At 68.9% G+C, this 12117-nt stretch carries 10 protein-coding genes; 4 read left to right on the top strand and 6 right to left on the bottom strand.

The features are described 5' to 3' along the window. Positions 1-5 precede the first annotated feature (5 nt). From FZP69_RS09480 to sod, 3 genes are all read right to left on the bottom strand, one after another. A complete protein-coding gene (locus tag FZP69_RS09480; RefSeq protein ID WP_152041074.1) occupies positions 6-302 on the bottom strand; it encodes a DUF5827 family protein in 297 nt (98 codons plus the stop codon). 375 nt (positions 303-677) lie between these two features. After that, a complete protein-coding gene (locus FZP69_RS09475) occupies positions 678-875 on the bottom strand; it encodes a hypothetical protein (protein WP_152041073.1) in 198 nt (65 codons plus the stop codon). Positions 876-1041: 166 nt separating this feature from the next. Then, a complete protein-coding gene (gene sod, locus FZP69_RS09470) occupies positions 1042-1641 on the bottom strand; it encodes a superoxide dismutase (protein ID WP_152041072.1) in 600 nt (199 codons plus the stop codon). Positions 1642-1871: 230 nt separating this feature from the next. On the opposite strand from sod, the gene FZP69_RS09465 reads away from it, so the two are divergent. Continuing rightward, on the top strand, positions 1872-3038 hold the full coding sequence (locus FZP69_RS09465; RefSeq protein WP_152041071.1) for an MFS transporter: 1167 nt from the start codon (positions 1872-1874) through the stop codon (positions 3036-3038). On the opposite strand, the gene FZP69_RS09460 is transcribed toward FZP69_RS09465, so the two are convergent. After that, on the bottom strand, positions 3003-3617 hold the full coding sequence (locus FZP69_RS09460; protein WP_152041567.1) for a DJ-1/PfpI family protein: 615 nt from the start codon (positions 3615-3617) through the stop codon (positions 3003-3005). The two genes, FZP69_RS09465 and FZP69_RS09460, sit on opposite strands and share 36 nt — an antisense overlap. Before the next feature lie 174 nt (positions 3618-3791). On the opposite strand from FZP69_RS09460, the gene FZP69_RS09455 reads away from it, so the two are divergent. Next, positions 3792-5399, top strand: a complete 1608-nt coding sequence (locus FZP69_RS09455) for a COG1361 S-layer family protein (RefSeq protein ID WP_152041070.1) — start codon at positions 3792-3794, stop codon at positions 5397-5399. A 3-nt stretch (positions 5400-5402) separates the two neighbouring features. Beyond that, entirely contained in the window at positions 5403-7925 is a 2523-nt protein-coding gene (locus FZP69_RS09450) for an efflux RND transporter permease subunit (protein WP_152041069.1), read from the top strand. 388 nt (positions 7926-8313) lie between these two features. On the opposite strand, the gene FZP69_RS09445 is transcribed toward FZP69_RS09450, so the two are convergent. Next, positions 8314-8532 carry a PLDc N-terminal domain-containing protein gene (locus FZP69_RS09445; protein WP_394350148.1) on the bottom strand — a complete coding sequence of 73 codons (219 nt, stop codon included), beginning with the start codon at positions 8530-8532 and terminating at the stop codon, positions 8314-8316. 165 nt (positions 8533-8697) lie between these two features. Here FZP69_RS09445 and FZP69_RS09440 point away from each other — a divergent pair, with 165 nt between their 5' ends. Further along, positions 8698-10380 (top strand): sensor histidine kinase, encoded by a 1683-nt coding sequence (locus tag FZP69_RS09440; RefSeq protein WP_152041068.1) that lies wholly within the window; start codon positions 8698-8700, stop codon positions 10378-10380. A 12-nt stretch (positions 10381-10392) separates the two neighbouring features. Here the strand turns inward: FZP69_RS09440 and FZP69_RS09435 are convergent, their stop codons facing one another. Beyond that, positions 10393-11796: a cryptochrome/photolyase family protein gene (locus tag FZP69_RS09435; protein ID WP_152041067.1), complete on the bottom strand. Its 1404-nt coding sequence runs from the start codon at positions 11794-11796 to the stop codon at positions 10393-10395. Between the last annotated feature and the right edge of the window lie 321 nt (positions 11797-12117).

Here is a 12117-nt window from a genome sequence, read left to right as displayed (position 1 = left end):
CCGCCTCACGCGTCGGAGTCGTCCAGCGCCGCCACGGCCTCCTCGCTCACGCCGAAGTAACCCGGTTCGTCCCCCTCGGGATCGTTGATCACGAGGTCGTCCTGGTTGTACACCAGCCAGGGGATGGTCCAGGCGATGATCCGGGCCTCGGTCTCCTCCTCGAGCGCGGTGTCGGGCGCGAGGTCCTGCAGTCGCCGACCGATCTCGGGCACCGTGTACAGCAGGTCCGGGTCGAGGATCTCGGCGGGTGTGTACATCTGGTACGGGTACAGCGTGTCGAAGTCGTCCTTGGGGCGAGGCATGAGAGGGGATTCGGCACCACCCGGTAAACGCCTGTCCACTCGTCGGCGGGACGAGCCGCCGGAGCGGTCGAGGCAGTTGAGGCTCGGGATCGGCTGTTGACGTTCGGCCGCGAGAACTCCGTCCGTGTTCCCGGCAGGGGGGCTCTGCCCTCCGGACGCCGGTCACCTCGAACCGCCCGGACGACGGAGGTGACGGAACGCCGCCTCCGCGAGAGCAACTCTCCGGGATCGCGATCCGGCGATGGTGACGATCCGGCGATCCAACCGGGAGGCACGGCTGTGGGGACGGAGCGAGCAGCGGCGTCGGCTCGGTCGTGGTGCGGGACGCGTCGGTGGTCGTCGGTCTCGCCGACACCGCGCGGGACGACGGCGCTGTCACCGCCCGTAGCGGAGGTACGAGTAGCCGAGGAAGACCGCGAGGGCGCCGACGAGCATCCCCACGACGAGCCCGGGTGGGCCGACGACCGACCGGGCGGCGATACCCGCCCCGACGCTCACGACGAGCATCCCGACGAGCAGGAAGAAGCCGGTCTGCCACTGCTCGATGAAGTCGACGAGGCTGCTGGAGGACATACGCAGGACTACGGCGGCCGCCCCCGTAACTGTCAGGGTGGGACGGTGCGGGAACGGACGTGTCGGCAGGGGCGTACCGGTGGGTGGGCCAGCAGGGACGTACCGAGGGACCTGTCGCTCGTCTCCGGGTGTCAAAGAAAGAACGGAAGATCGACCGGGTCTGCGCTTACTCGAACAGCTCGACGGCCTGCTCGTAGCGGGCCGTGGGCTCGTCCCAGTCGACGACGTCGAAGAACGCCGAGATGAAGTCGCCGCGGGCCGGGCCGTAGTCGTAGTAGTACGAGTGTTCCCACACGTCGAGCGCGAGGATCGGGTGCGAGCCCCAGAGCGCGCCCTGGTCGTGCTTGTCGACGACCACGTTGCGCAGCTGGTTCGAGAACGAGTCGTATACCAGCAGGGCCCAGCCGCTCGCCGCGCCGCCGGCGGCCTCGAACTCGCCCTTCCACGCCTCGTAGGAGCCGAAGTCCTCCGCGATCCGGTCGGCGAGCGATCCGGTGGGCTCGTCGCCGCCCTCGGGGGACATGCACTGCCAGAAGAGGTCGTGGAGGATGTGCCCACAGCCGTTGTGCGTCACGCTGCGGATGGCACCCGCGGACGAGCCGAACTCGTGATTCTCGCGGTTCTCCGCCAGCGTCTCATCGGCAGCGTTCCACCCGTTCACGTAGCCCTGGTGGTGGGTGTCGTGGTGCCACGTGAGCACCTGTTCGGAGATGCTGCCTTCGAGTGCGTCGTAATCGTACGGGAGTGGGTCGAGTTCGTAGCTCATGATTGAAACCTCCGACAGGAGAGTGGGGCGGAACGCTGTTAAACCTTGATGAAGCTCTGTTAACAGTCGACATACATTTTCGACGGCCGCGGCGTCTATCGGTTGCTCGTGGAATCCACGCAGAAGTTATGTTTTGAAATACAGTACTTGTTCGGAGAATTTGTTCGAATTCGTTCGGTTCGACGACCGGACCCGGAGCGCACTTGACCCCCCTCCACTCACCTTCGCGTGTGACCTGGCGCGGCGTGGGCATCGTGAGTGGCTGGCAGGTGGCGGCGAGCCTCTGTTTCTACGCCATCTTCGCCGCGACCGCCGCGGTCCGGGAGACGTTCGGCGTCTCGCGGACGCTGGTCGGCGTGTCACTCGCGGCCGCGATGGCCGGCTACACCGCCATGCTGTTCGTGACGGGGCCGGCCGTCGACGGGTTCGGCGAACGACCGGTGATGCTCGCAGGGCTGGGCGTACTCGGCGTCGGGATGGCCGGCGTCGCGGTCGCCCCGTCGTTCGCACTGTTGCTCGTCGCGCTCCTCGTCGTCGGCGGGGCGTACGCGACGGCGATGCCGTCGACGAACCGGGCCGTGCTCGTCGTGGCCCCCGACGGGAACCGGAACCTGGCGATGAACGTTAAACAGGTGGGTGTCACCGTCGGAAGCGGGCTCGGTGCCGTGGTCGTCACCACCGCGGCCGGGACGCGATACGGCTGGCGAGCCGGCTTCGTTGTCGCGGCGGTCCTCGCGGCGTGCGTCGTCACCGTCTTCGCTCTCACTTACGACGGCCACGACGGCTCGGGCTCGCTGTCGACGCCCGACCTCCGTGGGCTCGCCGGCCTCGACGGCTACCCCGCGATCGTCGCTGCGGGCTTCTTCTTCGGCGCGGCGGTGTTCACCACGACCGGCTACGTCGTGCTCCACCTCACCGAATCCATCGGCGCGGCCGCAGCCGTCGCGGGTGCGGTGCTCGCGTCCATCCAAGTGACGGGGAGCGTCGGCCGCCTCGTCGGCGGGAGCGTCGCCGACCACCTGCCGGGAAGCGACGTCCGCGCCGCCGCGCGGGTGCTCGTCGCGCAGGCACTCTTGGCGACCGTCGCCTTCGGCGGGGTCGTCGCCGCTGACACCCCCCTGCTCGCGGCGGGCGCGTTCGCCGTGCTCGGTCTGTTCATCCTGGGCTTCCCCGGTGTCTACTACGCCTGTCTCACCGCCCTCGTCCCGGACGACCGGGTCGGCGCGGCGACTGCCGGCGGACAGACGGCACTCAACCTCGGCGGACTCGCGACGCCGCCCGTCTTCGGCTTCCTCGCGGACACGCTGTCGTACGACACGGGGTGGACGCTCCTGGCCGGGTCGACGCTGGTGGCGGGCCTCCTACTCGTCGGCCTCGCCCGTGACGACCACGCGTGAGGGGTCGCGGTCGTACTCGAGTTCCGTCGTGACCCGGTCGGCGACGTCCCCGCCGCAGAGTCGGGAGACGAGGTGGAGCGCGAGGTCCAGTCCGGAGGTGATCCCACCGGCGGTGAGGACGTCGCCGTCGTCGACGACGCGTGCGTCGACCACCTCGGCGCGCGTGGCCCGGAGATCGTCGAGTGCCCCCGCGTGCGTGACTGCGGGCCGCCCGTCGAGCACCCCCGCCTCGGCGAGGAGCATCCCGCCGGTACAGACCGACGCGACGATCGCTCCCGTCTCGTGTCGGTCGCGGATCGCCGTGGGGACGGCGCCGCGCTCAGCCTCCCGGCGTGCGCCGGGGCGGTCGTCGCCGGCGTTCCAGCCGCCACCGGGGACGACGAGGACGTCGGGGTCGCCCAGCGCCCCGTCGACGCCCACCCGCAGTCCGTGGCTCGCGGTCACCCGCCCGCTCCCGTCGAGCGAGACGGTTCGTGCCTCGACTTCGCCGCCGAACGCCCCCGCCGTCTGGAACACCTCGTACGGGCCCACCCCGTCGAGTTCGTCGAACCCCTCGTACAGCAGCACCTCGACCTGGATCGGCGTCTCGTCCATGGCTGGGGGTCGACCCCGTCGTTCAAAACGTTTGTCGGGCGAGGCCGCCGCGGTCTCGACCGGTGACTCCGCTTTTCATCGGGACTCGCGAAAACGACACGTTATTATCTCCCGCCTCCGAAGGCAGACTGAATAAACGTTCAGTCATCCCGTCTCATCATGAATCAGAAACTCCTCACGATCGTCCTCGCGCTCGCTGTCGTCCTCTCGGGGGTGCCGCTGGCGTCCGCAGCGGAGAACCAGGTCATCGGCCGTCCGGATATCTCCCTCTCGGTTCCGGACAACCGGGTCACTCCCGGCGAAGCGAAGACGTTGAACGTCTCGATCGTCAACGACGGAACCATCACCCGCGGCGGTCCCGAGCGGTTCACCTCGCGCGTCACCACCGCCCGCGCCGTCACGCTCGACGTGGCCGACATCGCCGGCCTCGACGTCGAGACGGACGACATCGCCGTCGGACAGGTCCCCGAGGGCGTCGTCGGCCCTGCCCCGATCAGGATCACCGTCCCCGAGGGCGTCCCCCCGGGGACGTACCGGCTCCCGATCGACGTCTCGTACACGTACACCAGCATCGTGACCTACGACGAACAGGACCCGACCAACAACCCGAAGTTCAACGACCGTTCGGTCACGCGGCGGCTCACCGTCCCGATCGTCGTCGAAGACCAGGCCCGGTTCCGCGTCGTCGACGTGTCGACCGGCGTCCAGATCGGTGACAGCGGTACGATGGTCGCCGCCGTCAGAAACGTCGGGACCGACCCGGCGCGCGAGGCGAGCGTCCAGCTCTCGTCGGGCAACGGTGACCTGACGTTCGGCGGCTCGCCGTCCGCCGAGAGCTTCGTCGGCGAGTGGCGCCCCGGCGAGACCAAACAGGTGACGTTCCCCGTGAACGTCGCTGACGGTGCCGAACTCCGCGACTACACCGTCACCGGCCGGGTGACGTACACCGACACGGACGGCATCGTCCAGCGCTCGAACGAACTCCGGGCGAGCGTCCGGCCCCTCGAAGAGCAGTCGTTCTCGGTCTCGAACGTCGAGTCGACGCTCCGCGTCAACTGGGAGGGGACCGTCACCGGCACCGTGACGAACGAGGGGCCCGCGCCGATCACCGACGGGGTGGTCGTCTTCCAGCCCGCCAGCGCCAACTTCGACGCGAGCGAGACCGAGTACGCGATCCCCGACCTCGCGCCCGGCGAGTCGGCCGACTTCGCGTTCGACGTCGAGGTGTCGAGCGCGGCCGACCCAGGCTCCCGGCAGCTCCGGTTCGTCGTCCAGTACGACAACGAGGACGGCGAGAGCCGGTCCAGCGACCCGCTCAACGCCCGCATCGCCGTCGGCGACGAGCGCGATCCCTTCACCGTCGAGGCCGCCGAGTCGACGATCAGCGCCGGCGAGAGCGGGCGGCTCACCCTGACCGTCACCAACGCCGAGGACGAGACGCTCTCGGACATCTCGGCCAAGCTGTTCGTCGACGATCCCATCTCGTCGGGTGACGACGAGGCGTTCATCGGCGAACTCGGTCCCGGCGAGTCGGCCGAGATCACCTTCGAGGTGAGCACCGGTGGGAGCACGTTCGCCAAGGACTACCCGGTCTCCGTCGACTTCGAGTACGACCGCGCGGACGGCACGACACAGGTGTCCGACACGTTCCGGCTCCCCGTCACGGTCGAGGAGGCGAGCGGCGGCGGCCTCCCGTTCGGCCTCATCGTCGGCGTCGGTGCCGTCGTGCTCGTCGGAGCCGCCATCGTCGTGGTGCGTCGGAGGTAAGCCGTGCCCGCGAAGGTCGACTACCAGCGGTTCATCGACGCGGCCGACGGCTGGATCACGGGGCGACCCGGGACCGTCGTCCTCGTGTTCTTCGTGCTGACCGCCGCGTTCGCCTTCGGTCTCCCCTCGGTGTCGACCGAGTCCGGCACCGAACAGTTCTCCGAAGACGTCCCCGCCGAGCGAGCCCTCCAAGACGTCAACGACAAGTTCTCCGACCCCTTCGCGGCCGACGAGGGATCGACACAGCTGATCCAGCGCGGCGAGAACGTCCTCTCGAAACAGGGGTTGCTCCGGATGCTCACGGTCCAGCACCGGCTGGCCGACGATCCGGACATGCGCGTCGTCTCGACCGAGAGCGCCGCCCGCTTCGTCGCGCGCGAACTCGACCCATCGGCGTCGACCCTGGAAGAAGAGATCGACGCGGTCGAACGCGCCACGCCGGGGGAGATCCGCGTCGCCGTCGGGAGGCTCGCCCGGGAGAACCCCGGCTTCGCCTCCCTGCTGAGCGACGACTTCAACCCCACCGCACCGTACGCCTCCGCGACCGTCGGGGTCGTCCGCCACGAGGTGCCCACGGGCATCTCCAGCGGATCCGGCCAGGGTGGGGCCAGCCCGCTCGAACCGATCCAGGTCGAAGCCCAGTACGTCGCGAACGCGGCGGGCGGCGACGTCGTCGTCTTCGGGTCGGGCATCATCGCCCAGGAGTTCGGCACGGTCATCGGCGACTCGCTCCTGATCGTGGTGCCCGCGGCCGTCTTCTTCATCCTCCTCTTTCTGGTCGTCGCCTACCGCGACCTCGTCGACCTCCTGCTCGGCACGATCGCGCTCGGCATGGGGATCGTCTGGACGTTCGGCTTCATGGGCTTCGCCGGCATCGCCTTCTCGAACATCCTCATCGCCGTCCCGCCCCTGCTGTTGGCCGTGGGGATCGACTTCGGGATCCACACCATCAACCGCTACCGCGAGGAACGCCTGGAGGAAGACGACCCCCAGCGGGCGATGCGCCACACCACCGACCAGCTCCTGGTGGCCTTCTTCATCGTCACCTCGACGACCGTCATCGGCTTCTCCTCGAACCTCGTCAGCGGGCTGCTTCCGATCCGCGAGTTCGGGATCGTCGCGGCGATCGGCATCGTCTTCACCTTCCTCATCTTCGGCGTCTTCCTCCCCGCGCTGAAACTGTACGCCGACGGCCTCCGCGAACGGTACCCCATCCCGACGTTCTCGCAGGCGCCGATCGGCTCCGAGGGCTCCTCGCTGGGCGGGGTGCTCTCGCTGGGGGTGACGGTCGCGAAGTACGCCCCCGCGGTGTTCCTGGTCGTGGCGCTCCTCGGCTCGGGGTACGCCGGCTACTACGCGACCGGGATCGACACCACCTTCTCGCAGGAACAGTTCCTCCCGCCCGAGGAGACCGCCGACTTCTACGACGTCCTCCCCGAACCGTTCAAACCGAGCGACTACACCATCACGGCGACGATCAACTTCCTCGAGGACAACTTCGAGTCGAGCGAGGACGACGAGACCGTGGTGTACGTCGAGGGGCCGATGGAGCGAAACTCCGCGCTGGAGTCGATGTGGCGTGCGGGTGAGGACCCACCGGGGACGTTCGTCCGCGAGGGCCGCCACGCCCGCGAGACCTCCATCGTCACCGTGATCCTCGCCTACCAGGAGCGTGACCCCGAGTTCGACGCCCTGGTCGCGCGCAACGACCGCAACGCCAACGGCATCCCTGACCAGAACCTCGGCGAGGTCTACGACTACCTGTTCGCCTCCCCCGCCAGGGGACAGGCGCTCGACTACCTCACCGAAGATCGTCGGAACGCGCGCGTGGTGTACGCGGTGAAGGCGGACGAGACCGACGCCGCGATCACGGCCGACACGCGTGAGGTGGCCGACCGCTACCGGATGGGAGCGGTCGCGACGGGTCAGATCGTCGTGTTCAAAGCCATCTCCGACATCATCTTCGAGTCCGCGATCGTCAGCCTCGCGCTCGCCATCGCCGGCACCGCCGTCTTCCTCCTGTTCATCTACTGGGTGCTGGAGGGGCGGGCGTCGCTCGGGCTCGCCAACCTCGTTCCGATCGTCGTGACGGTCGCGTGCGTCGGCGGGTCGATGCGCTATCTCGGCTTCTCGCTCAACGCCTTCACCGCGACGGTGCTCGCGATGACCATCGGGCTGGGCATCGACTACTCGGTCCACCTCACCCACCGGTACATCGACGAGCGTCGGCTCCAGCCGACCGTCCTCGACGCGCTCTCCCGCACCGTCTACGGCACCGGCGGCGCGCTCCTCGGGAGCGTCCTCACGACCGTGTTCGGCATCGGCGTTCTCGTCCTGGCGGTGTTCCCCGCGATCGGCGACTTCGGCCTCCTCACCGGCCTCTCCGTGGTCTACGCCTTCCTCTCGTCGCTCCTGGTGCTCCCCGCGGCGCTTGTCGTCTGGGAGCGTCTCTTCGGCGTCGGCGGCGTCGACGCGGCGACGCCCGGTGCGGGGTCGGCCACGGCCGCCACTCCGAGCGTCGACTGACGGTGCTGATGCCGGCTCTCCACCCCGCTGACGGTTCGGCCCTCTACCCCCGACCGCCCCGCTGACGGTTCGGCCCTCCACCCCCGACCGCCCCGCTGACAATTCGGCCCTCCACCCCCGACCGCCCCGCTGACAATTCGGCCCTCCACCCCCGACCGCCCCGCTGACGGTTCGACCCTCCACTCGCCGACGATTCGGCCTTCCACTCGCCGACGATTCAGCCTGCCACTCGATAGTTGTTCCCCGCCGCCACTCCGTTCCGCCACCTGTCCCGTCGACGCTGCTCGTCGGCCCCCGAACCACGACTCGTCGTCAGCCCGCTCGACGCGAGCACTTCACGCACACCAACCGTCCTGGAAACACTGACGGTTTCGCCGGGTCGGGCCGCTCAGTACGTCGTCGGGCTTCGCCGGCCACCACCGCCGCCGCGCCCGATGATGAAGTACAGGAGGAGACCGAGCACGCCGCCGAAGAACACGACGAGAGCCCACAGAAGCGGACTGTGAGGGCTGTTTCGCTGCGCGTCGCTGTACGTCCACACGGGGAGGACGATCGCGAAGACGACGAACATCACCAGACCGAACAGGAGGACCAATCCGTCCGCCACGAGTCCCCGCCGTGTCGGGGACGGTATATGTCTTCCCCACGCGACCGCTCGGCAACCTCGTCGTGGAGGTGGCCGTCGGATCGGATTGGTCAGTTGCCGGAAGATATCGAACGTGATAGCCAGGAAGGAACAGTCTTTGCCGAGCGAACGGTTCCTGACCGGTAGATGAGCCTCTCGATCGTCCACCTCCTCTACGTCGTGGTGTTCTCGGCGGCGATGGTCGCCTGTCTGGCCGCGGCGTGTCGCGTGCGGACTCGCTTCGCCGGTGGCGTCCGGCGGGGCCTCGTCTCGCTGTTCGCGTCCTCGGGGCTCTGGGCGGGACTGACGGTCGCCCAGCTGATCGCCCCGACGGTGACGGCGAAAGCGTGGCTCTTCACCGCCGGGCTGGTCGTCGGGTTCGCGACCGTCGGCTGCTGGCTCTACTTCGTCTCGGCGTACACCGGTTCCGGCTTCCACCACCATCCGACGCTCCGGGTGGTCGCCGTCGGGGGGTTCCTCCTCGTCGTCGGCGTCAAGCTCACCAACGGGATCCACGGCGGCTACTTCTCGTACGAGCTGGCGACCGAGCCGTTCGTTCACCTCGCGCTGGTTCGCCACTGGCCACACTGGCTGGTGACCGCTATCGCGTACGCGCTGGTCGCGTGGGGGTTCGTCGTCCTGTTCCGGACCTACGGTCGGTCCGGACACGACTCGGGCCGGATCGCGCTGCTCGCGGGGGTCGCCGGCGTCCCGGTGGTGCCCGACCTGATCGCGACACTCCGTCCCGATCTCCTCCTCACCGTGACGTACGAACCGATCGGCGTCGCCGCCTTCGCCGTCGGGTCGCTCTTCGTCGTCGAGACCGACCGCGAACAGCTCCGGATTCCCGCACGGGCGCAGGTCGTCGACGACCTCGACGACCCGGTCATCGTCCTCGACGACGCCGACGTCGTCGCGGACTTCAACCCGGCTGCCGCGGCACTGTTCGCGTCGACCGACACGCCGCTGGTCGTCGGCGATCCGGCTCCGTCGGTCGTCGTCAGCTCCGACGGCGACACCGGGGCACCGATCACCCTCGCCCCGGACGGGCGGGAGCGACACTTCTTGCTCCGGACCTCGGCCGTCGAACTCGGGCCGCACGAGGTCGGCCGCGTCCGCGTGTTCACCGACGTCACCCGGCTCGTGACACAGCGACGCGATCTCAGGCGGCAGCGCCTGGAGATGGACAACATCGCCGAGGCGATCGCCCACGAACTCAGGAACGACCTCAACATCGCGGCCGGCTACGCCGGCGTTCTCGAAGACCGGCTCGGGGACGGTGATGCGACCACGGGACGGGCGGTCGGTGCCATCGCGACGGCACACGGCCGGATCGACGACGTGATCGGCGACCTCGCCACCCTCGCCGAACTCGCGCAGTCGACCGACGGGGTCGAACCACACGCGATCGGGACCGTCGTCCGACGGGCACGCGAGGCCGCGACGGGTTCGGCCCTGCGCGTCTCGGTCGAAGGGTCGTCGGGCACGGTCGTCGCCGAGGAGAGACGGCTGACTGCGCTGCTCTCGAACCTCTTCGAGCACGCGATCGAACGGGACGCGACAGTCGCGGCCGTCAGCCTCGCCGAGGACGGGTTCGTCGTGCGACACGACGGACGGCCGATCCCGGACGACCGGACCGACTCGGCGTTCCAGTACGGGACGGCGGTGACGGACGGGATCGGGCTGGCGAACGCGGGGGCGCTCGCGCGGGTCCACGGCTGGTCGCTGTCGATCGAGCTGACGCCGGCCAGCGAGACCGAGATCCGCGCACGGGGCGTCGAGACGACGCTCGACCCGACGACTGACCCGACGACCGACCCCGTCACGTAGCGAGCGCGGCGGTCACTCCTCGCCGCGTGCCCGCTCGAACATGGCGAGTGCTGCCTCGCGACGCTCGGAGTGGTCGACGACCGGTTCGGGGTAGTCGGGGGCCGCGTTCCGCCGCTGAAGGGACGAACACTCGTGCCACGAGTGGACGATCGAGGGGTCGACGCCCCGGAGTTCGGGGACGTACTCGGCGATGTACTCCGCGTCGGGGTCGTAGCGTTCGCCCTGCGTCATCGGGTTGAAGATTCTGAAGTAGGGCTGGGCGTCCGTCCCCGTCGAGGCGGCCCACTGCCAGCCGCCGTTGTCGTTCTGGGTGTCGTGGTCGGCCAGATACTCCCGGAAGTGGGCGTAGCCGTGTCGCCAGTCACACAGCAGGTCCTTCGTGAGGAAGGAGGCGACGATCATTCGAACCCTGTTGTGCATGTACGCCTCCTCCTTCAACTGGCGCATCCCCGCGTCGACGATCGGGTAGCCCGTCTCACCGTCGCGCCACGCCTGCAGTTCGTCGGGGTCGTCGCGCCACCCGATCTCGTTCTCGTACGATTTGAAGTTCTCCGTCACGACCTCGGGGTTGAAGAAGAGGACGTGGGTGTAGAACTCGCGCCACGCCAGCTGCGACTGGAACTCCGCGACCGACTCGCGTTCCTCGTCGCTCGCCTCGGCCATCGCCGCCTCGGTGGCCGCGTACACCTCCCTGACGCCGAGGGTTCCCCACTTGAGGTCGACCGAGAGGCGCGAGACGGCGTCGCGCGTCGGATAATCCCTGTCCTCGTCGTACCTGAACACGGCGTCGTCGCAGAACCGCTCTAGCCGAGCGCGGGCCGCCTCCGTCCCTGCCTCGGGGACCGACGCCGCCGGCTCGTCGAATCCCAGTTCGTCGATCGAAGGGAGCGGCCCCGCCTCGTCGCCGTCGACCGCGACGAGTCTCTCGTCGGGTTCGGGGTACGGATCCGCTTTCTCCCGGTCTCGCCACTTCTTCCAGAAGTAGGTGTAGACCGAGTACGGTTCGCCCTGGTTCGTCGTGATGGAGCCGGGTTCGTGGTGGAGGTGGTCGTGGACGGCCTCGCGGGCGACGTCGGCGTCGTCGAGCGACCGCCGGACCGCCGCGTCGCGCTCGCGTGCCAGTCCGGAGTAGTCCCGGTTCCACCGCACCCGGTCGACGTCGAACGTGTCGGCCACGTCGGGAACGACCTCGCGGGGGTCACCACGACGAACGACGAGGTCCGACCCGAGGTCGCGGTACCGTTCGCGGAGCGCCGCGAGGGCGTCGAGCATGTACCGGACGCGGGGAGCGCCCGCGTGGGCGAGGACGGCGTCGTCGAAGACGAACAGCGGGACCACCGTGTCCGCGTCGGCCGCCGCGGAGAGGCTCCGGTTGTCCGTCGTCCGGAGATCACGGCGGTGCCAGTGAAGCTGCATACCGGTGGCAAGGACGGACCAGCCGTGAACCTACCGGCCTCGACCGACCGAACCTGCCAGCCGCCCTCGACCGAACCTGCCAGGCATCTCCGACTGGACTACCCGACCTTCGCCCCAGGAGTGCCCCCAGCCTGTCGGATCGAGTGATCGACCGCTCCGGATCGCGGTCGTCTCGGATATCTATGATTTGCGTCCAGTCCGTCGCTCCGGACTGATGGAGAGTCCCCCCGTCTCACAGACTGTCCGCACGGACCGTCCGTGTCAGTTGACAGTCGGCCGCTGGGCACGACGTCCCCGTCATCCGAGAGCAGTCGGCTCATA

The sequence above is a fragment of the Salinigranum salinum genome (assembly GCF_009176545.1).
In the GTDB taxonomy this organism is placed as follows: Archaea; Halobacteriota; Halobacteria; order Halobacteriales; family Haloferacaceae; genus Salinigranum; species Salinigranum salinum.
Note: the sequence above shows the minus strand (reverse complement) of the source record. Positions and strands in the feature narration are given on the sequence as shown.

What these genes read in the sequence shown, in the direction of transcription:
- FZP69_RS09480 (WP_152041074.1), bottom strand. Translation starts at nt 302, where the DNA reads ATGCCTCGCCCCAAGGACGACTTCGACACGCTGTACCCGTACCAGATG.
- FZP69_RS09475 (WP_152041073.1), bottom strand. Translation starts at nt 875, where the DNA reads ATGTCCTCCAGCAGCCTCGTCGACTTCATCGAGCAGTGGCAGACCGGC.
- sod (WP_152041072.1), bottom strand. Translation starts at nt 1,641, where the DNA reads ATGAGCTACGAACTCGACCCACTCCCGTACGATTACGACGCACTCGAA.
- FZP69_RS09455 (WP_152041070.1), top strand. Translation starts at nt 3,792, where the DNA reads ATGAATCAGAAACTCCTCACGATCGTCCTCGCGCTCGCTGTCGTCCTC.
- FZP69_RS09440 (WP_152041068.1), top strand. Translation starts at nt 8,698, where the DNA reads ATGAGCCTCTCGATCGTCCACCTCCTCTACGTCGTGGTGTTCTCGGCG.
- FZP69_RS09435 (WP_152041067.1), bottom strand. Translation starts at nt 11,796, where the DNA reads ATGCAGCTTCACTGGCACCGCCGTGATCTCCGGACGACGGACAACCGG.